Here is an 18,892-nt window from a genome sequence, read left to right as displayed (position 1 = left end):
TCACGGCTCGTCGTAACCCGGATGCGCGGCGGCCAGCCGTTGCCGTACCAGGGCGCGCAGGCAGGCGGTGACGTCGTCGGCCCGGTCATCGAGTTCGCCGGCCCGGATCGCCGACGCCAGCGCGGCCTCGTCGGTGAACCCGAGGCCGGCCAAGGCCTCGGCGGCCGGGCCAGGAGCATCGGCCAGCAGTTCGCGTTCGACCATGCGCAGCGCATTGGCTGCCACCCGGGCCTGAAATTTGACCGGAGCCGCGACCGACGCTCCGTCGCGCACCTCGGTGTCCAGGAACTCGGCGACCGCGGCGACGAGCTCGGCGGAGGTCGGGCGTCCGTACAGGTTGCTCACCAACTGCTCCCGTCCAGTAGGCACAGCAGGTCCCACTCGGTTTCACAGACACGACGGCCGATGGTCGCCAGCTCAACCGATGGGGTCTGCCCGCTCAGGTGGCGCTCGGCCTGGTAGCGGCAGATGACGCCCCAGCGCAGCGTGGCCAGCACCAGCCACCAGCGGATCGCCGACCGGTCCAGCGTGGCGCCGCCGGCGTCCTCGTAGGCGCCCAGAAAGCTCTCGATGCTGCCCAGGCCGCCGGCCCCGAGCTGCGCCGGCGCCCCGAACCGCCAAGCCCGGATGCAGAACCAGGCCAGGTCCTCATAGACCTCGCCGAGGTGTACCAACTCCCAGTCCAGCACCGCGGCCAGGCCGGAGTCGTCGACGATGACATTGCCCATCCGGAAGTCGCCGTGCACCAACCCGAGCGGCGACGCAGGCGGGCGGTTGGCCTCCAGCCAGCGAAAAACCCACTCGAAAGTGGCAGTGGTATCGCCCATCTCGTCGAGTTGTCCGCGCCATTGGGACACCTGGTCCTGTTCGACGAGGCTGGGCAGGGCGGGAGGTGAGGCCCGGTGGATTGCGGCAAGCGCCTGCGCGCACTGAGTGAGCAGCCGTGCCCGGCCGGCATCGTCGAGCGTGCGCTGAATCCGCCGCACGATGGTCTGGCCCCCGATGAAGTCGCAGATCAGGAACGGATCCCCAAGGGCGGCAACGGAATCGTCGGCGACCAGCACGTGCGGGACCGGTGCCCCGGCCAGTGCTGCCGCCCGTTGCGCCTCGGCCTCCAGTTCCATCCCGGCATGCACCTCATCGGGTGCACCGGTGCGCAGGATCAGCGGGCGCCGAGCGGTGCCGGTGATCGCGTCGAAGGACCAGGTGGTGCGGCTGGCCCCGCCGGTCAGCTCGCGCAGGTTCTCCACGGCCACGCCGTCACCGAGCACTCCGGTGAGGACCTGGACCAACTTAGGGGCGAGAAGGGCGGGCTCGGTCACCGCTTGGCCTTGCCGAACCCGAACAACCGCTGCGCCACTCGCCGCATCTGGATCTCCTCGGCTCCCTCGGTGATCCGGTAGCGCCGGTGGTGGCGGTAGATGTGCTCGAAGGGCTCGTGACGGCTGTAGCCGATGCCGCCGTGTACCTGCATGGCCCGGTCGGCGGCCTCACACACCAGACGGTTGGCGCGGTAATTGGCCATCGAGACCTTGTCGGACACCTCCATGTGGTGGTTCTGGTCTAGTTGAGTTGCCGCATAACGGACAAGCAGCCGGACCATCTGTGCCTCGGTCTGCAGTTCCACCAGCGGCCACTGCACGGCCTGGTTCACCGCCAGCGGCTTGCCGAACACCTTGCGCTCGTTGGCGTAGCTCACGGCGCGGTCGATACAGAACTGGGCGGCGCCCAAACTGCTGGCGGCCTGACGAATTCGGTTCTCGTGAAGGAAGGTCTGGCCGACCTCCAGGCCGCGGTCCACCTCGCCGAGCACCGCATCTGCGGCCACCCGCACATTGTTCAACTCGACCTCGCCGTGATCGGTGGGCATGTTGAACGTCCACCAGTAGAACGGGACGGTGAAGCCCTCCGAATCGGTGGGCACCAGAAACGCGGTGATCCCACGGGCCTGCCCTGGCTCACCCGAGGTCCGGGCAAAGATCAGATCGTGCGTGGCCCGGTGTACCCCGGTGTTCCACCGCTTGCGGCCGTTGATGATCCAGCCGTCTCCGTCCGGCACCGCGGTGGTCTCCAGCCAGGTGGCATCCGAGCCGTGGTCGGGCTCGGTCAAGCCGAAGGCCATCGAGCGCTTGCCGGTCAGCATCGCCTCGACCCATTCGGACTTCTGGGCCTCGGTGCCGAACCGGTCCATCATGATCACCTGCGGAAAATTGCCGACGATCGAGGACTCGTCCTGCAGATCGTTGTGCAGGCCGAGGCCCTTGTGCGCCAGATGTTCCCGGATCACTGCCATGTCCAGGTTGCTGCCGTCGCGGCCGCCGAACCGGGCGGGCAGACCGTAGCGCAGCCAGCCGGCGGCATCAGCGCGCCGACGCATCTCGCCGAGCAGGTCTTCCCAGGCCCGGGCAGGTATGCCGCCGTTCTCCCAATCGGTGCGGGCATATTCGCGGCGCTGGTCGAAATACTGCATGTGCTCGCGCTCGAGCGGCTTGATCTCGGTCTCGATGAACTCGTCCATGTCGGCGAGGACGGTTGAAAGATGTTCGGGTAAAGCAAAATCCACGATGATCTCTCTTTCTCGGGTCGAAAGCTCGGGTCAGAAGCCGTACAGGGTTCGTTTCCAGATGGTGGACAGGGTGGTGATGGCGTCGGCATCGTTGATCTCGATGCCGAGCCCGGACTGGCCTACGAAGACCGTGGTGAAGTTCTCGAACAACAACGCGATGGCCGCTCCGGCATGTTCGGGTTGCAGTCCCTGAGCGTGGCCCTGTCCCTGGGCGTGGTGCACCGATGCGATGACGATGTCGATACCGAACCGCCGGAACTTGTTCTGCACGTCGGCGAAACGCTGCTGCGTGGCCGCCAGCTGGGCGACCGCGATCATGATGCCGATGTTCTGTTTGAAGATGTTCCAATAACCCGTGACCACCGTGGTGAAGAACTCGGTGTCGTCGGGGGAATCCGGCAGGTGCAGGTTCAGTCCGGACGGCTCGACCACATCGTGCAGGAAGGACTCCGCCAGCGCGGCCAGCAGATCTTCTTTGTCGCTGAAGTATCGGTAGAACACCGCCGGGCTCTTACCCGCGGCCGAGGTGATGTCGGCCAGGGTGGTGCCGTGAAAGCCGCGCTCGGCGAACAGTTTCCGTGCGGCCAGCTCGATGGCGGACCGGGTCTGACGGCCCTTGGTGCCCAGCTCGGCGGCGGTCATCGACGTCTCAGCCCAGTATCCGGTCGCCGGCCCGAAGTAGTGCGCTGGGCAACTCATGGCCCACGGCGTCCTGGGCGATGCGGGCCGCGTCGACGGCCGCGGCCAACTCGACGTCGACGGCGATGTCGCTGTCGCGCAGCAGGTACACCAGGTCCTCGGTGGCGATGTTGCCGCTGGCACCGGGGGCGAACGGGCACCCCCCGAGCCCGCCGACCGACGCGTCCAGCCGGGTGACGCCGGCTTGCACGGCTGCGTAAGCACTGGCCAGTCCGGCCCCGCGGGTGTTGTGGAAGTGCGCGCCCAGTGGCAGGTCCGCGATCAGCGGCCGGACCTTCTCGATCAACGAGCTGACCCGTCGCGGGGTGGTGGTGCCGATGGTGTCGGCGATCGCTATCCGGTTCGCACCGAAACCAGCAGCCGCCGAGGCGATGTCGAGTACCCGCTGCGGATCGGTCGGACCGTCGAACGGACAGTCCCACGCGGTGGCGATGATCACCTCGACCGAGGTGTCGCTGTCGTGCGCGATGGCCACGATGTCGGCGATCTGTGCGGTGGCCTCGGCCGACGTGCGGCCGACGTTGGCATGGGAATGCGCATCCGATGCGGACACCACGTACTCGATCGACCGCAGGCCCGCGGCTATGGCTCGTTTGGCACCGTTGGGGCTGGCCACCAGCGCGGAGAACTCCACGTCGGGAAACCTGTGCAGTTCTTCGGCGAGCTCGGCCGCGTCGGCCAGCGCCGGCACCTTCGAGGGTGAGACGAATGCCGTCGCCTCCACCTCCCGCACTCCGGTGGCGACGATGGCTTCAAGGATCGCGACCTTGGCGGACAACGGAATCGGCGCCTCGATCTGGAGGCCGTCCCGTAGGCACACCTCGCGGATGTCGACCTTGTCGGGCAGGTTCATCTCACAGCACCCCCTCGGAGCGCAGGGTTTCCAGGTCTTGTGCACTGCGGCCGAGCAGGTCGCCGTACACCTCGTCGTTGTGCTGACCGGGCCGTGCCGATCCGGCGTTGCGGATGGTGCCGGGCGACTCGGAGAGCACCGGGACGACGCCGGGGCCCTTCACGGTCCGTCCGATCCGCTCATCGAAGTGGTCGGCGATCATGCCGCGGGCCTGCATTTGCCGATCCTGCACCACCTCGGCAACGGTGTTGATCGGCCCGCTGATCACTCCCGCCTCGGACAAGGTCTCGATGATCTCCTCGGGTTGCCGTTTCCCGGCCCATTCCCCGATGATCTTGTCCAGTTCGTCCTGATTGCGGCCGCGGGCAACGTGATTGGCGAATCGGTCGTCGGTCGCCAGCTCGGGGGTGCCCATCGCCGCACACAACCGGCGGAACACGGTGTCCTGGTTGGCCGCGATCACCACCCAGCTGCCGTTGGCGCTCTGGTAGATGTTGGACGGCGCAATGCCCTCCAACCGCGTGCCAGACGGTCCGCGCACCACCCCACCGATGTCGTAGTCGGGGATGGTGGATTCCTGTATCGCCAGACAACTTTCGGTCAGCGCGGTGTCGACGATCTGGCCCTCGCCGGTGACGGTCCGCCGATACAGCGCCGCCAAGGCGCCCTGGGCGGCGAACATGCCGGCCAGGCTGTCGCCGAGGGACAGGGCCAGCCGCGGTGGGGGACCGCCGGGGAAGCCGTTCATGTGGCGCAACCCGCTGGACGCCTCGGCCACCGAGGCGTAGCCGGCTTTGCCGGCGTCGGGCCCGGTCTGCCCGTAGCCGGATACCCGCACCAGGATGATGCCCTTGTTGCGTTCGCGCAGAACGTCGTAACCCAGGTTCCATTTCTCCAGGGTGCCGGGCCGGAAGTTCTCGACGATGATGTCGGATCGCTCCATCAGGTCCAGGAAGAGTTCGCGTCCTTTCTCGGTGCGAAGGTCCAGCGTGACGGCCTTCTTGTTGCGGGCATGCACGGTCCAGAAGAAGTGGTGCCCGTCGAGTTCGGCCTGGCCCCAGGTGCGCAGTGGATCCGGGGTGGCCGGCAGCTCGATCTTGATGACCTCGGCGCCCATGTCGCCGAGCAGGCGGCCGGCGAAGGGGCCGGAGATCAGGGTGCCGAGCTCGATCACCCTGATGCCGTCCAGCGCGCCCGCCGCTGTCACAGCGAAAACCCGTGCCGGTGCAGCCAATCCGTGCAGATCGAGACGGCCTGGCGCAGGGTATCCCGCTGATCCGGGCCTGAGTAGTAGTGGTTGGCGCCCGGGATCTCGTGCATCTCTTTGTCCTCATGCCCGATGGCCTCGTAGAGGCGACGGGTGTGGCTCGGTGTGCAGGCGTCGTCGGCGAGGTTTCCGATCACCAGAGCGGGCACCGCGATATCCGGTCCGGCCTTGACCGCGTCACCGTTGGCGTCGTCGTAGCTCCACTGCGACAACCAGCTGCGCAGGGTGCAGAACCGGGCCAGGCCGACCGGGCTCATGTTGACCACCTGGGGATCGCCGAGATAGCAGGTGCCCGGGGTGCGTTCATTGGGATCGACGGTCGGGTCCAGCCAGCGCGGGTCGGCCATGGTGCCGTGCACGACGAAGGCGAACTCGTCATCGGGACGTCCGGCGGCCTTGAGCTCGGCCAGCTTATCCTTGACCCACTTGGTGATTCGTCGGTTGCGGGCGATCTGAGCCTGGTGGTAACGCTCGAGGAAGTCGGGTGTGTACGGCGGCTGGTTGGGGTTGTCCGGGTTGTAGAGGTCGAGCTCGGGATCCCGCTTGGAGGGATCGTTCTCGTCCAGGATGGAGGCGTCCATCCATTCGGTCATGGTGCCGTGCCGGCTGATGTGTGCGGCCAGCAGCATGATTCCGTCGGCCGGGATCAACCCCAGTTTGGTCAGATCGGGCCCGTCCCCGGACGGGCTGGCCGTCACGGTCGGGTTTTGCGCCTGCTGTTGGTAGAACACCGACAGTGAACCGCCGCCGCTCCAACCGGCCAGCACCACCTTCTCGTAGCCCAGTCGGTTCTTGGCGTCCTTGATGCACTCGCCGAGATCCTCGACCACCTTCTCCATCAACAGGGCCGAGTCGGTGCCGCGGAACCGGCTGTTGCAGTAGATGACGTGGTGCCCGGCCCGGGCCAGGGCATTGATCATCGGCAGGTAGGCACCGCCGCCGATCGGGTGCATGAACACCAGCACGGTGTCGGACGGTTTCGCTTTTGGCCGCAGCAGGTAGCTCTCCAGCACCACGAGCTCGGCGACCCCGCCGTACACGTCGCGCACCGACGAGTTGTTCTGGTAGGCAACCAGATACGGGATGCGGTCGTACTCGTGCTTTACAGGTGCTTCAACTGTTGTCATTAGTGCTGCCCCAGGTCGTTGGCGAGGATTTCGGCGGACGGGATAAGACGACGACGGGTGTCGATGGCGATCACCGACCAGTCGACCCGGTCGTAGTCGTCGAATTTGCGGCGGGCGCGTTCGCGCGCCTTCTCGGGCGCCCCGTGGTGCACACCCTGCGGTGCATGGGAAACCAGGCCGGGCGGCATCGGGATGCCGTAAAGCGAGCCGCCGTGGAAGAACGCGATCTCGTCGTAGTCGACGTTGCGGTGATACCACGGGGTGCGTTCGGTGCCCGGCACGCTCTCGGCGGGCTTGGGCAGGAAGTTCATCACGTACACGCCGGTGGCCTGCATGAAGAGGTGCACCGTGGGTGGCAGGTGCACGCTTTCGGAGGTGATGACGGTGTAGTCCTCGATGTTGAAGGTGAACGGGAAGTTGTCGCCCCGCCAGCCTTCCACGTCGAGCGGATTGTGTTGGTAGAACAGCGAAGTCGGACCACCTTCATGGACCAACCGGACCTCGTACTCCTCCCGGCCGTCATCGTCGACGGGCTCCGGCTCGGGGATGGTCACCTGCGCCGGGTCGAACGGGAAGTGCCGCCCCAGGGTGCCCGCCGGCGGGACGCGGAAATCGTCGGTGGCTTGGATCATGAGGAAAGTGCTCGCTCCGTCCTCTCCACTGTCGGGCACCTGACGGAACGTGCAGGCTTTCGGGATGTAGACCCAGTCGCCCTCGCGGTAGCGCAGGGGGCCGAATTCGGTTTCCAGCAGACCTGCCCCCTTGTGTACGAACAACAGCAGGTCGCCGTCGACGTAGCGGACGAAGAACGGCATTTCCTCACTGCGCCGGCTCAACAGCACCTGGCAGTCGGCGTTGGAGAACATCAGCAGCGGGCCGCCTTGTGCATCGGTGGCATCGCTGGGTTTGAGCTCACTGGACAACACGTCGGTGGGGCGCAGGGGACCCACGGTGCGGTAGGCGGTGGGGTCGTTGCGCCGGTACATGTTGGCGGTGCGGCCGACGAATCCGCCGCGACCGAGCTCGTCGTCCTTGAGGCCGTCGAGGTCGGCATGTACCCGTTTCGGGGTCTTGCCTTTTCGCAGGTGGACGAAGGATTCCATGCTCGACTCCTGAACGGTGTGGGGCGAAAACTGAAAGTGACTTTACTTTTTGTTACCACTGGTGACAAGGGGTGCACGGGACTGAATCACCGGGTTTTGGCCTCGGCGCGCCGGGGTAGCCCTGGAGCGGGCGCCCAGGCTCGCTGCTGCCCGTCGGTGTCAACGGAAAGGACTCTGATGCGAAAGGAATTGGAAGGCCGCAGGGTGGGAATCCTTGCCGCCGACGGTGTGGAGCGCATCGAACTCGAACAACCTCGCGCGGCCGTCGAGAACGAGGGTGGCCACGTCGAGTTGCTGTCGCTCAAGGCCGACGACATCCAGGCCCGCGATCACGATCTCGAACCCGCAGGAACCTTTTCCGTGGACCGCACGGTCGCCGAGGCGAAGGTCGATCAGTTCGACGCGCTGATTCTGCCCGGGGGGACGGTGAACCCGGACAAGTTGAGGCTCGACGAGACCGCGGTGACGTTCGTCCGCGACTTCGTCCGATCGGGCAAGCCGGTGGCGGCGATATGTCACGGTCCGTGGACCCTGGTGGAGGCCGACGTGGTGCGCGGTCGCACGCTGACCAGCTATCCGAGCATCCGCACGGACCTCGGCAATGCCGGCGCCACCGTGGTGGACCGTGAGGTCTGCATCGACGGCAATCTGATCACCAGCCGGTCGCCACGGGATCTTCCGGCGTTCTGCGAGGCCATCACAGAGGCGTTGGCCTGCACTCCGGCCCAGACCTGACCGCTAGTCAGTGAAGGTTGGCAGGGTGATGCCCACTGCCGCGTTTTCCTCCGGAGTTCCGAGCCGGTACCCATACCGATGTGCGGTCTGGACGAAATGGTCTACGTCTTCCGCGGTTCGCGCTGGGGCATCGGCCGGGCGGCCGACCTCCTGAAAGAAGCGGCCCATCCGGGGCGTGGTGATCACCAGGTCAACGGCGGGCCGATCAGAGGTGTTGCGGTGCGCGTGGGGTACCTCACCGGGCACCTGGATGTAGTCACCGGGACGCGCGTGCCGCCACCGCAGGCCGTCTGGACCGGCCACCAGGACATCGTGGCCTCCGGAGACGACGTAGAAGTCCTCGAAGTCGTCGTGGCTGTGCAACGGGACGGTGACGCCAGGCGGGATGACCGCACGCATCACGCAGATCTGATTGGCGCCGTCGTCGGTCAGGGTGAGGAACTCGATCTGCGGTCCGAGGACTTCGAGAGCATGCCCACCGGTGCTCTCGGCGAGGTTCGTGATGATGCTGGAATCGAACGGCTGGGGCATGAATCTTCTTTCTGGCAGCTGGAATCAGGAGTGGAAGGCGCGCTGCAGGACACGGATTGCCTGGCCGATCGCCTCGGTTGCGGCTGAGGTCGTGCGAAGCGCATTGAGCATCATGAAGTCGTGGAACGTGCCGCCGTACCGGACGCTGGTGCAACACAGGCCGGCGTCGGTGAGCTTGCGCGCGTAGGCCTCTCCCTCGTCCCGGAGCACGTCGTACTCGCTGACGATGACGAAGGCCGGGGGAAGATCGGCAAGTTGTTCGGTGGTCGCCCGTAACGGTGAGACAGTGACCTCCCCACGTAGCGCGACGTCGGGAACATACGCATCCCAGAACCAGGCCATTGCCCGCGCCGTCAGGTGAGGTCCATCGGCGAACTCTCGGTAACTGTCGGTGTCTCGGGCGGCATCGGTGACCGGGTAGTACAGCGACTGATGGACGAACTCGACATCGCCTCGCCCCCTGGTCAGCAGCATCAGGGCGGCCGCGAGGTTACCCCCCGCGGAATCGCCGGCGACCGCCATCCGGTTGGCATCCAGCGCCCAGTCGGCGCCGTCACGGCGAATCCACCGGGCCACGGCGTACGCCTGTTCGAGCGCGTGGGGATAGCGTGCCTCGGGCGCGCGCTCGTAGTCGACGAACACCACCGCGGCGGGAACACCGACCGCGATCTCGCGGACGAGGCGGTCGTGCGTGCCCGCGCTACCGAGAACCCACCCCCCTCCGTGTAGGTACAACACCACGGGTAGAGGACGGTTCCAGCCCGACGGCCTGACAATGCGGGTCCGGCATCCGACCCCGTCGACGACGACTACCACCCAAGAGCTTTCGACCGCGGGTTTGTGGATGGGCGCCGCCTGGAGGGACTCGAGAACGGTACGCGCACGCGGGACGGTCATCTGATAGACCACCAGTGATCGCGCCGCGGCCTCGGCGAACTCGCGGGCCGCAGATTCCAGGGCGTAACGCGTCATCCGGTCACCCGCATGACTGCCGCCGGGCGTCCGAACCGAGGTCGCCGATGATCCTGCGGCGTCGCGCCAGGGAACTCAGAGCGCTCCGCAGTTGTTGGCGTCCGCGGTGCACCCGAGACATCACAGTGCCCGCGGGGACCCCCGTCACCTGTGCGATCTCCTTGTAGGGCAGCCCCTCCACGTCGGCCAGGTAGATGGTCAAGCGGTACTCCTCACTCAGCCCCATCAACGCGCTCCTGATCTCGTCATCCGGAAAGTGTTCCAGCGCTGAGACTTCCGCGGACCGAAGACCGCGTCCGAGCCGAGGTGATTGCTCGGTCAGCGCTGGAGCGGCGAAATCACCGACCAACACCTCGGCAGGTCGGCGCTGGGCTTTTCGGTGCCGGCTGATCCCGGCGTTGTGCATGATCTGGAACATCCATGCGTTGAGATTGGTGCCCTCCTCGAATGTGTGGAATCCACGGTAGGCACGCAACATCGTTTCCTGCACAAGGTCTTCGGCATCCTGGCGGCTGTTGGTCAGTCGCAACGCACCACGGAAGAGGCGTTCCCGCAGCGGCAGGGCATCGCGCTCGAAGCGGGCGGTGAGCTCGATGGAAAGGGTCGCCGCGGGCGGCCCGACCAGGTCGCCCGCGCACGCCCGCAGCATCAGGACGATTCCTTGCGGACCGCATCCTCGATCTGGTCACCGATTTCCTTGTCGATACTGCGCCAGTACTCGAATGCCCGCTGTAACACCTTTTCTGACACTCCGTTCCGCAGGTGCCCGGCCACGTTCGCAACCAGGCGCATGCGCTCGTCGGCGTCCATCACCTCTCGTACCAGAACACCGGCCTGAGCCCAGTCGTCATCATCGGGCCGCAAGGTGTACGCGGTGCGGACCATGTCGCCGTCGGAGTACCACAGGGCCTCTGCGGCGCGGGCCGGATCAGCCTGTGGGCCGCCGTACGAGTTCGGCGCGTACACGGGGTCGGTGGCATTCTTGACCCGAAGTGCGCCGTCCTTGGAATACCCGTTCACCTCGGATCTCGGTGCGTTGACCGGGATCTGCTTGTAGTTGACGCCGAGACGCGCACGGTGTGCGTCGTTGTAGGCGAACGTGCGGGCCAACAACATCTTGTCCGGGCTCAAGCCAGTCCCCGGCACCTGATTGGCGGGGGCAAACGCGGCCTGCTCGATCTCGGTGTGATGGTCGCTGAAGTTGCGGTCCAGCACCAGTTTTCCTACTTCCATCAGCGGATAGTCCGCGTGTGGCCAGACTTTGGTGAGGTCGAAGGGGTTGATGCGGTAGGTCTTTGCATCATCGAAAGGCATCAACTGCACCTTCAGCGTCCAGCTCGGATGATGGCCTTGGCGGATCGCGGTGTGCAGGTCGCGCTGGTGGAAGTCCGCATCCGCGCCTGCGAGTCTGTCGGCCTCCTGCTGCGTCATCGACTCGACGCCCTGATCGGAGATGAAATGGTATTTCACCCAGGTGATTTCACCGTCGGCATTGATCCAGCTGTAGGTGTGGCTGCCGTACCCGTTCATGTGCCGCCACGTCCGGGGGATGCCTCGGTCCCCGAACAACCAGGCGACCTGGTGCGCGGTCTCGGGGGACAGGGTGAAGTAGTCCCACTGCATGTCGTTGTCTCGCATGCCGGTGTCGGCGCGGCGCTTCTGCGATCGGATGAAGTGCTGAAACTTGAGTCCGTCGCGGAGGAAGAACACGGGTGTGTTGTTGCCGACGATGTCGAGATTGCCTTCGGTGGTGTAGAACCGCAGCGAGAAGCCGCGCGGATCGCGCCAGGTGTCCGGGCTGCCCCGCTCGCCGGCCACGGTGCTGAATCGGATCAGCGTATCGGTTCGCGTGTTCGGTTGGAAGACCGCCGCTCTTGTGAACGCGCTGACGTCGTGGGTCACCTCGAAATGCCCGAACGCGCCCGAACCTTTGGCGTGCGGTTGGCGTTCGGGGATGCGCTCGCGGTTGAAGTTGGCCATCTGCTCGATCAGGTAGTGGTCGTGCAGGAGAATCGGGCCATCGGGGCCGACGGTGAGCGAGTGGTCGTCGCTGGCGACGGGGATGCCAGCGTCGTTGGTGGTGGGCCGGTGCCGGTGCGCGGTCATGCGGAGCCTCTCTTTGACAAGCGTCGGGGGATAAGGGCAGTGGCCGCTACTCAGGCCAGCTGTTCCCGAGAATGGTGTCGACGAAGTTCTCGCGGATGAACGAGGCGTCGAAGTGTGCGATGACGTCGTCGTTCACGGTGCCGAATGTGGTGCCGGGGCGGTCCTTGATCCCACCGTAAAAGGCTTGCAGAATGCGGTTTTTGAAGTCGGGCCGCGGGTGTGCCGCTACGACGGCTGCAAGCGCATCGGGAGTCAAGTCGTCGCGTCCGATGCCCAGCACGTCCGTTTCGACTCCGGCGGTAACGAGCGCGACCTCGGGCTCCAGAAACTCCGGGACGCCGGGTGTGGTGTGCAGGGCGATGCCCAGCCACACGTTGCGGGCGGCGGCCTCGTCGATGCCGCGCTGCAGCAGGAACTCTCGCGCCGCGTTGGCGCCGTCGACCTCGAAACGCAGCGGGGAGGTGCTGCGATAGGCCTCGGTCAGGCCGAGATCGTGGAACATCGCGCCGGTGTAGAGAAGCTCCAGGTCCGGCTGCAGCCCACGCCGCCGGCCCTGCAGGGCGCCGAAGAAGAACACGCGTCGTGAGTGGTCGAAGAGCAGATCGTCGAGGGCGTCGCGGGCGAACTCGGTGACGTCACGGACGAGGGGCGTGTCGGGGAGAGCGATGTCGTAGACGGTGTCGACAGAAGGTGCGGCCACGGGGATATCCTGTTCAGATGGGTCGGCCGGTGCGGCCGACGACTGCCATCAGGTTCCGTCCGGGCCGCTCTGCTTCGCATCGGTCACTGCCTAGCCGTCATGGCCAGGCTGTCAGAACTGGACGTACTCGAGCTGTCCGCGCGACGTGATGCCGAGTTTCGTGAACACCTTCCGCAGGTGGTATTGCACGGTTTTGGTGCTGATGAACAGACGGGTGCCGATCTCGGGGTTAGAGAGCCCGTCGCGGGCCAATCGGGCTATCTGGGCTTCCTGCGCGGTGAGCTCGGCGGTCACCGTGGGTGCTGAACGCTTGCGGGCAGTTTCGCCGGTGGCCAGCAGTTCGTGCCGAGCGCGGTCGGCGAAAGCCGACATGCCAATCGATTCCAGCATCTGATGGGCCGTGCGCAGTTGTTCGCGTGCATCGACCCGGCGCCGCTCCCGCCGCAGCCATTCGCCGTAGAGCAGGTGGGCGCGGGCCAGGTCGGTCCGGACATGGCTGTCTCCCAGCCTGGCGATCGCCTCGCGGTAGAGGTGTTCGGCGTCGTCGCCCTGCGCCAGTAGGGCCCGTGAGCGGGCACCGACCCCCAGAGCCCAGTCGGTACGGCTCGCGTTCGCCATCTCCGTGATCCACTCGGCGGCTTCCGTCGCCGTGTCAGTCATCTCGCTGCGAGCAGCGGCTTCGATCAGCTCATGCGCAGCCCAGTTCGCGATCCCGGGATAGTGGAGGTCGGGGTATTCCTGTTGGTCCAACGCGCGTTGGGCCGCGGCCATCGCCTCCGGGTAGTTGCCCGTGCCGTTGTGCAGCAGGGCCCGTGTCCATTCGGCGATGGCGATGCCGATGCCCTCGCCGCGCTGAGGCACCTCGGTGAGGATCCTCTCGGTGAGCGCGGTGGACTCTGCGCGTTGGCCGCGCATGGCCGCGAGATACGCGGCGGCGTAGGGCCCCAGGTTGATGCCGGTCGCCTCCGTTGCCGCGGCCTGCTCCTCGATGAGTGCGGCCGCGGCGGACAACTCTCCGGTGAATACCAGCATGATGGCGCGGGTACTGAGCGCCAGCGGGAGTTCGGTGAGCGCTCCGACATCACGGGCTAGCTGAAGGTAGCGCGCCGACAAGGCATTCCAACGCTCGTCGTCCCACAGGTGCAGCGCAGCCTCGTTGACCAGCCACATCCACCGCAGTTCGTCGGTGGCCGTCATCGTTCCCGGGAAACTCGCCAGCGCGGCTCGGAGGCTGGGCACCGCCGGCGGATACCCCTCGACGAAATTGGTGGCCAGCCCGTTCAGGAGGTGATCGATCGCCCGGGGTGACTGTGGGGGCGCAGGGGCCGCGGCGGCGGCGCGCGACAGGTCCAGTACACCGCCGCCGGGGCTGGCGAGCCGGCCGGCGAAGGCGGCAGCGGAGATGCCGTCGAGATAGGTTTCCCTGGCGCGGTCGGAATCGACGGGTTCGAATCGCTTTGCCGCTCGCAACAGCAGGAGCGACGCCTCCCCGCCGCGACTGGCCGCGAACGCGAGCTGGGCGCGGAGCAGGTCGATACGCGCACGCTGACGCTCGTCGAGTGGTCCGGATTCGGCCGTGGTCACCAGGGAGATCGCCGTGTCGAAACGTCCCGCCTGCACCTTTACCTCGGCCGCGGCAAGTGCCCGTTCGCCGCGGCGGGCCGGGTCCAGCGTCAACAGTGCCGACCGTTCGAGAAACGCCGCCGCAGCAGCCAGGCCGCCGCGTCGCAGCGCCTGACTCGCGGAGCGCTCAAGATCGTCGGCGAGGTCGGCATCCGGTCCCGCAGCCGCTTCGGCGAAATGCCAGATGCGCCGATCCGGATCGTGCTCGGGGTCGGTCTCCTCCCCGATCGTGCGGTGCACCGACTGGCGGTCGGCCGCCGACGCTGACCAGTACGTCGCCGAGCGCACCAACGGGTGCCGGAACCGCACATGTGTGCCGACGTCGGCGAGACCGGCATCGGCGGCCTCGACCGCGGTGTCGGGTCCGATCCCCATGCGTGCAGCGGACCGCCAGACGAGGGCAGCGTCACCGGTCGGATCGGCCGCCGCGATCAGCAGCAGCCTGCGAGCGCCGGAAGAGAGGGCGGCGTACCGGCGGCGGAAGCTCTCCTCCAGAGCACCGGTAAGCGAATCCGCAGGCGGTAGAACAAAACCCCCGGCCAATGCGACCGCTGATGCGCCACGCGGAAGTTCCAGCAAGGCAAGAGGATTGCCGTGTGTCTCGGCGACGATCTGATCGCGGACGCGCGCGTCGATAGGGCCCCGTAGCGCTGAGTCGAGGAGCTGGCGCGCCTCGTCCTCCGGCAATTCCGCGACTGGGAGGTCCGGCAGGCCGACGACCTCTATCCGGCGTTCCCGGGTCGCGAACACCATCCCGACGGATTCCTCGCCGAGCCTGCGGGCGACAAATGCCAATGCCTTCGCCGATGCGCAGTCCAACCATTGCTGATCGTCGACAACGCACAACAGCGGCTTCTCCTCGGCCGCGTGTGATAGCAGGCCCAGCAAGCCGAGACCGAAGACGAACTGGTCCGGGGTGGGGCCCGGGCTGATTCCGAAGGCCACCTGCATGGCCTCGCGCTGTGGCACCGGGAGGTGATCAAGGCGGTCGAGGAACGGAGCACAGATCTGGTGTAGGCCCGCGTAGGCCAGTTCCATCTCTGACTCGACCCCCGCCGTCCGCACGATTCGCATGTTGGTTGCGCGCGCCGCGAGATAATCCAGCAGCGCGGTCTTGCCGATACCGACCTCGCCGTGGATGACCAGCGACCGGCTCTGGCCTGCGCGCAGTGCCGCGACGAGCTGATCGAGTATCGCGCGTTCGACTTGCCGGCCCGTCATCTTTGCGGGGGTGCTTCCCAGCCGTGCCGACACTCCACGACGCTATAACGTGACCTCCTCTCGACGCAGCCCGGGATTCGTCACATCGTGAGCATCGGCTTCAAGAGGTCCGCGACGGCCGCGGCGCGGCCGGGTTGATAGCCGTTCAGATTCGTCGCGGGGCTGAGAATCACTCCATCGACGCCGGCGTCGAGCACCTTGGTCTGAATCTGATCGGCCACCTGCTCGGGGCTTCCGAACACGACCTGCTGTTTCAGGTCGTCGGGGACGACGCTGTCGGTGACGTTCTCGTCGATGAGGGCGAGGACCAGCATGCTGGTCTCCAGCGTGGCGGGATCACGGCCGATCCTCTCGCAGCATTCCCGAACCACCTGCAACTTGTGGGGCAACTGGTCGAAGCCCGCACTGATGTTCAGATGGTCGAAGTGTTTGGCCGCCAGGGGAATAGTCTTCTTCTCGCCGCTGCCACCGATCACGAGCGGGATGTGATCGCGCAATCGCGGCTCGGCCATCGCCTCTTGTGTGCGGTAGTACGTGCCCTCGAACGTGGGCCGCTCACCGGCGAGCATCGGCAGGATGATCTGCAGCGCCTCCCCGAGTTTGTCGAAGCGGTCGGTGAAGGTGCCGAACTCGTAACCCAGTGCGTCGTGCTCGAATTCGAACCAGCCGGTACCGAGGCCAAGCACGGCCCGGCCTTGGCTGACAACGTCCAACGTGGTGACCGCCTTGGCCAGCAGTGTCGGGTTGCGGTAGGTGTTGCCGGTGACCAACGTGCCGAGCTGCACGCGTTCGGTCGCGGTCGCGAGGGCACCCAGGGCGGTGTAGGCCTCGAGCATCGGCTCGTCCGGTGCGCCCAGCCCGGGTAGTTGATAGAAGTGATCCATGACGAACACTGAGTCGAAGCCCGCCGCTTCGGCTTCCTTCGCCTGCGCGATCACGGTGGGGAACAAATCGGCTACGCCGGCGCCGTACGAGTAGTTCGAAACCTGAAGTCCCAGGCGGATGGTCAACGTGAACCTGCTTTCTGATCGTGTCGAATTGTTCGGGCCAAACGGTCAACTCGTACCGCTGCGGGTGTCACACCTCGGGCAGCCGTTTGCTGAGTTCCGCCATGGTCAACAGCTCGCGTCGGGCATCGTCGAGGTAGGGCATGCCGATCCCGTACTCCTGCCAGCGGGCAGCGACCTTGGCTTCCAATGCCGGGTCGACCTTGTCGATCGGCGGGTAGTGCCGCCCACCCCACTCCGGGCGAGGCTCGAACTCCCAGCTCCGGGTCGCGTCGATGAGCACCCTGGTCCATTCACCGGCCCCGAACCGAGCGCTGTCATTCTTTTCCGGCGGGGTGGACGGATCCAGCGGTGACCCCATGGTCTGCCCGTAGAAGGCGATGTCGCCGAGACCGGCGTTGACCCGGTACGTCATCGCCCAGTCCAGCGCGACCGGATCGTGGACGTCGACGTCCTCCTCGACGACCATGACGTTCTTGTGGAACCAGACCGATCCGCCGGTTCCCCACAACGCAGCGGCTACCTGCTGCGCGTGCCCGCGATAAGCCTTGTGGATCTGCACGATGGTGTTCTGGCCGTTGGTCACCTCCGTCATCCACAGGTCGGTGATGCCGCCGATTCCCAGGTCCTCCAGCATGTTCCAAGTGATGGCCGATCGCGCGAAATTGATGATGCTGTCTTCGTTGAAGAATCCCGGCCGGATCCCTTCGAGGGTGCCGCGCAGCACCGGATCGTCGCGGTGGGTGATGCGGGTGACGTGCAGAACCGGCGCCGGCGCGGCGCTGCCGAGAAATCCGGGGTATTCCGCGAACGGCCCTTCTTCGACGAACGTCACGGGGTCGGGGTCCAGGTAGCCCTCGACGACGATCTCGGCGCTCGCCGGCACGTGCAGTGGCACCGTATCGCAGGCCACCAGATCCACCGGTCGGCCGAGCAGTGCGCCCATCATGTCCCATTCGCAGACGTTTCGCGGGAAAGGACTCCCGGCGCAGAACGGCAGTACGTCGTGCCAGCCGTAGACGATCGCCACCGGCATGGGCTCCGGCGTGTACCCCTCCAGGTGGCCGCCCCACCCCTGGCTGGGCACCATGAGCTTGGCGATCTTGTCGCGGTCGACGATCTGTCCGCGATACAGGCCGATGTTGTCACGTCCCGTTGCCTTGTCCGCGGTGACGACGCCACAGAAGGTGTCGATGTACCGACCGCCGTCCGCCGCATGCCATTTGGGCACCGGGAACTGAAAGAGGTCCACGTCGTCGCGCTCGACGACGTTCGCCTTGACCGGGCCGGTCTCGACGACACGCGGCGGCACCGGATTTCTGAACGTGTTCTTCAGATGGCGCACGATCTCCGAATCCCCGGTTCCCTCAGGTAGTCCCAGCATCAGCTGAATCTGGCGACGGTTGCCGATCGCTGAGGTCAGAAACTTGGTGCAGCGAGTGGTCTGGTGGTCGACGATGTTCTCGAATAGCAGTGCCGGTCCGTCGAGGGAGAGGTTGACGCGGGTGATTGCACCGATCTCCTCGTTCCAGTCGACTGCCGCCGTGACGCGCCGCAACTGGTCGGCGGCCTGCAGCGTGGTCAGCCAGCTCCGGAGGTCGGGGCCGGTGTCCGACTTCTCTGGCCGACCGTTCTGCTGTGGGCGTGTCGAGGCCGTCATTTCGTTCTCCTCACTGGATCGGAACTTGTCCGATGGATGGGTGTGACCGCGGAGTCCCCGTCGCCGGCCTGACCGTCCTTCCAACGCCTGATCAGCGAGTGTGGAATACCCAGTTGATCGAGCAGGCGACCGACCACGTAGTTTGTCGCCTCGTCGAGCGATGCGGGTCGGTCGTAGTAGGCGACCGTCGGGGGGAATATCACCGCGCCGGCGCGGGCCAGATAGTGCATGTTGTCCAGGTGGACCTCGCTCAGGGGCGCCTCCCGAGCCACCAACACCAGCTTGCGGCGTTCCTTGAGCGTGACATCGGCGGCCCGGGTGATCAGGTTGTCGCTGTACCCGATCCGGATGGCGCTCAAAGTCTTCATGCTGCACGGGCACACGACCATTCCGTCGGTGAGGAACGAACCACTGGAGATGCCTGCCGCGAGATCGCGGGAACTGTGGGTATGCGAGGCGAGCGCGCGGACTTCGTCGACGCTGTGGTCGGTCTCGAGTTTGATGGTCGCCCGGGCCCAGTCGCTGAGAATCAGGTGCGTCTCGACGCCGAGTTCGGCCAGTATTTCCAGCAGGCGGATGCCGAGTGCGGCGCCCGTCGCCCCGGTCATGGCCACCACCAGGCGCATCGGCGAATACGTGTCGTGCTTCGCTGCCATACAACTATGAATGCCTGAACGTCGCGATCGATTGCATGACGTGGAAAGTCGTCGGCCGGCTAGCCA

The 18,892-nt window shown here is 66.1% G+C and carries 18 protein-coding genes; 1 reads left to right on the top strand and 17 read right to left on the bottom strand.

Annotated elements, in window-relative coordinates; genetic code table 11:
* Genes BKG60_RS06025 through BKG60_RS05990 form a run of 8 tightly spaced genes read right to left on the bottom strand, consistent with a single transcriptional unit; the run spans position 1 to position 7,615 of the window.
* The gene (locus tag BKG60_RS06025; RefSeq protein ID WP_075909375.1) at positions 1-345 is read right to left on the bottom strand and encodes a DUF6285 domain-containing protein; all 345 of its coding nucleotides are present in this window, start codon (positions 343-345) and stop codon (positions 1-3) included.
* The gene (locus tag BKG60_RS06020; RefSeq protein WP_075909374.1) at positions 342-1,322 is read right to left on the bottom strand and encodes a phosphotransferase family protein; all 981 of its coding nucleotides are present in this window, start codon (positions 1,320-1,322) and stop codon (positions 342-344) included. The genes BKG60_RS06025 and BKG60_RS06020 overlap by 4 nt, the downstream gene beginning before the upstream one ends.
* Entirely contained in the window at positions 1,319-2,563 is a 1,245-nt protein-coding gene (locus tag BKG60_RS06015; RefSeq protein WP_075909373.1) for an acyl-CoA dehydrogenase family protein, read from the bottom strand. The genes BKG60_RS06020 and BKG60_RS06015 overlap by 4 nt, the downstream gene beginning before the upstream one ends.
* A gap of 33 nt (positions 2,564-2,596) precedes the next feature.
* Complete coding sequence (locus tag BKG60_RS06010) at positions 2,597-3,208, bottom strand: TetR/AcrR family transcriptional regulator (protein ID WP_075909372.1); 612 nt, start codon at positions 3,206-3,208, stop codon at positions 2,597-2,599.
* A gap of 7 nt (positions 3,209-3,215) precedes the next feature.
* On the bottom strand, positions 3,216-4,118 hold the full coding sequence (locus tag BKG60_RS06005; RefSeq protein ID WP_075909371.1) for a hydroxymethylglutaryl-CoA lyase: 903 nt from the start codon (positions 4,116-4,118) through the stop codon (positions 3,216-3,218).
* 1 nt (position 4,119) lies between these two features.
* Positions 4,120-5,325, bottom strand: a complete 1,206-nt coding sequence (locus BKG60_RS06000; RefSeq protein ID WP_075909370.1) for a CaiB/BaiF CoA transferase family protein — start codon at positions 5,323-5,325, stop codon at positions 4,120-4,122.
* A complete protein-coding gene (locus tag BKG60_RS05995; protein ID WP_075909369.1) occupies positions 5,322-6,512 on the bottom strand; it encodes an alpha/beta hydrolase family protein in 1,191 nt (396 codons plus the stop codon). The genes BKG60_RS06000 and BKG60_RS05995 overlap by 4 nt, the downstream gene beginning before the upstream one ends.
* Positions 6,512-7,615, bottom strand: coding sequence for a homogentisate 1,2-dioxygenase (locus tag BKG60_RS05990; protein ID WP_075909368.1), 1,104 nt, complete (start codon positions 7,613-7,615; stop codon positions 6,512-6,514). The genes BKG60_RS05995 and BKG60_RS05990 overlap by 1 nt, the downstream gene beginning before the upstream one ends.
* 177 nt (positions 7,616-7,792) lie before the next feature.
* Between BKG60_RS05990 and BKG60_RS05985 the strand changes: the two genes are divergently transcribed.
* Positions 7,793-8,350, top strand: a complete 558-nt coding sequence (locus BKG60_RS05985) for a type 1 glutamine amidotransferase domain-containing protein (RefSeq protein WP_075909367.1) — start codon at positions 7,793-7,795, stop codon at positions 8,348-8,350.
* A 3-nt stretch (positions 8,351-8,353) separates the two neighbouring features.
* Here BKG60_RS05985 and BKG60_RS05980 read toward each other — a convergent pair whose 3' ends face one another.
* From BKG60_RS05980 to BKG60_RS05940, 9 genes are all read right to left on the bottom strand, one after another.
* A complete protein-coding gene (locus tag BKG60_RS05980; RefSeq protein ID WP_075909366.1) occupies positions 8,354-8,881 on the bottom strand; it encodes a cupin domain-containing protein in 528 nt (175 codons plus the stop codon).
* 24 nt (positions 8,882-8,905) lie between these two features.
* Entirely contained in the window at positions 8,906-9,853 is a 948-nt protein-coding gene (locus tag BKG60_RS05975; protein WP_075909365.1) for an alpha/beta hydrolase, read from the bottom strand.
* Positions 9,854-9,857: 4 nt separating this feature from the next.
* Positions 9,858-10,502, bottom strand: coding sequence for a sigma-70 family RNA polymerase sigma factor (locus BKG60_RS05970; protein WP_075909364.1), 645 nt, complete (start codon positions 10,500-10,502; stop codon positions 9,858-9,860).
* The gene (locus BKG60_RS05965; RefSeq protein ID WP_075909363.1) at positions 10,502-11,959 is read right to left on the bottom strand and encodes a catalase; all 1,458 of its coding nucleotides are present in this window, start codon (positions 11,957-11,959) and stop codon (positions 10,502-10,504) included. Before BKG60_RS05965 ends, BKG60_RS05970 begins: the two co-directional genes overlap by 1 nt.
* 46 nt (positions 11,960-12,005) lie before the next feature.
* On the bottom strand, positions 12,006-12,659 hold the full coding sequence (locus tag BKG60_RS05960) for an HD domain-containing protein (RefSeq protein ID WP_075909362.1): 654 nt from the start codon (positions 12,657-12,659) through the stop codon (positions 12,006-12,008).
* Positions 12,660-12,770: 111 nt separating this feature from the next.
* Positions 12,771-15,503, bottom strand: coding sequence for a helix-turn-helix transcriptional regulator (locus BKG60_RS05955; protein ID WP_075909361.1), 2,733 nt, complete (start codon positions 15,501-15,503; stop codon positions 12,771-12,773).
* Between the two features lie 80 nt (positions 15,504-15,583).
* Positions 15,584-16,513 carry an LLM class F420-dependent oxidoreductase gene (locus BKG60_RS05950; RefSeq protein WP_075909360.1) on the bottom strand — a complete coding sequence of 310 codons (930 nt, stop codon included), beginning with the start codon at positions 16,511-16,513 and terminating at the stop codon, positions 15,584-15,586.
* A 67-nt stretch (positions 16,514-16,580) separates the two neighbouring features.
* Positions 16,581-18,170, bottom strand: a complete 1,590-nt coding sequence (locus BKG60_RS05945; RefSeq protein ID WP_075909359.1) for a UbiD family decarboxylase — start codon at positions 18,168-18,170, stop codon at positions 16,581-16,583.
* Positions 18,167-18,796 carry a UbiX family flavin prenyltransferase gene (locus tag BKG60_RS05940; protein WP_075909394.1) on the bottom strand — a complete coding sequence of 210 codons (630 nt, stop codon included), beginning with the start codon at positions 18,794-18,796 and terminating at the stop codon, positions 18,167-18,169. Before BKG60_RS05940 ends, BKG60_RS05945 begins: the two co-directional genes overlap by 4 nt.
* Positions 18,797-18,892 lie beyond the last annotated feature (96 nt).

Origin of the sequence: Mycobacterium syngnathidarum, assembly GCF_001942625.1 — a bacterium.
Lineage (GTDB): Bacteria > Actinomycetota > Actinomycetes > Mycobacteriales > Mycobacteriaceae > Mycobacterium > Mycobacterium syngnathidarum.
The sequence above is the reverse complement of the archived record's forward strand: the minus strand, read 5'-3'. Positions and strand labels throughout refer to the sequence as shown.

Excerpts from the sequence above, each read along its gene's own strand:
- BKG60_RS06010 (WP_075909372.1), bottom strand. The coding sequence starts at position 3,208 with ATGACCGCCGCCGAGCTGGGCACCAAGGGCCGTCAGACCCGGTCCGCC.
- BKG60_RS06005 (WP_075909371.1), bottom strand. The coding sequence starts at position 4,118 with ATGAACCTGCCCGACAAGGTCGACATCCGCGAGGTGTGCCTACGGGAC.
- BKG60_RS05995 (WP_075909369.1), bottom strand. The coding sequence starts at position 6,512 with ATGACAACAGTTGAAGCACCTGTAAAGCACGAGTACGACCGCATCCCG.
- BKG60_RS05990 (WP_075909368.1), bottom strand. The coding sequence starts at position 7,615 with ATGGAATCCTTCGTCCACCTGCGAAAAGGCAAGACCCCGAAACGGGTA.
- BKG60_RS05985 (WP_075909367.1), top strand. The coding sequence starts at position 7,793 with ATGCGAAAGGAATTGGAAGGCCGCAGGGTGGGAATCCTTGCCGCCGAC.
- BKG60_RS05980 (WP_075909366.1), bottom strand. The coding sequence starts at position 8,881 with ATGCCCCAGCCGTTCGATTCCAGCATCATCACGAACCTCGCCGAGAGC.
- BKG60_RS05975 (WP_075909365.1), bottom strand. The coding sequence starts at position 9,853 with ATGACGCGTTACGCCCTGGAATCTGCGGCCCGCGAGTTCGCCGAGGCC.
- BKG60_RS05970 (WP_075909364.1), bottom strand. The coding sequence starts at position 10,502 with ATGCTGCGGGCGTGCGCGGGCGACCTGGTCGGGCCGCCCGCGGCGACC.
- BKG60_RS05965 (WP_075909363.1), bottom strand. The coding sequence starts at position 11,959 with ATGACCGCGCACCGGCACCGGCCCACCACCAACGACGCTGGCATCCCC.
- BKG60_RS05955 (WP_075909361.1), bottom strand. The coding sequence starts at position 15,503 with ATGACGGGCCGGCAAGTCGAACGCGCGATACTCGATCAGCTCGTCGCG.
- BKG60_RS05945 (WP_075909359.1), bottom strand. The coding sequence starts at position 18,170 with ATGACGGCCTCGACACGCCCACAGCAGAACGGTCGGCCAGAGAAGTCG.
- BKG60_RS05940 (WP_075909394.1), bottom strand. The coding sequence starts at position 18,796 with ATGCGCCTGGTGGTGGCCATGACCGGGGCGACGGGCGCCGCACTCGGC.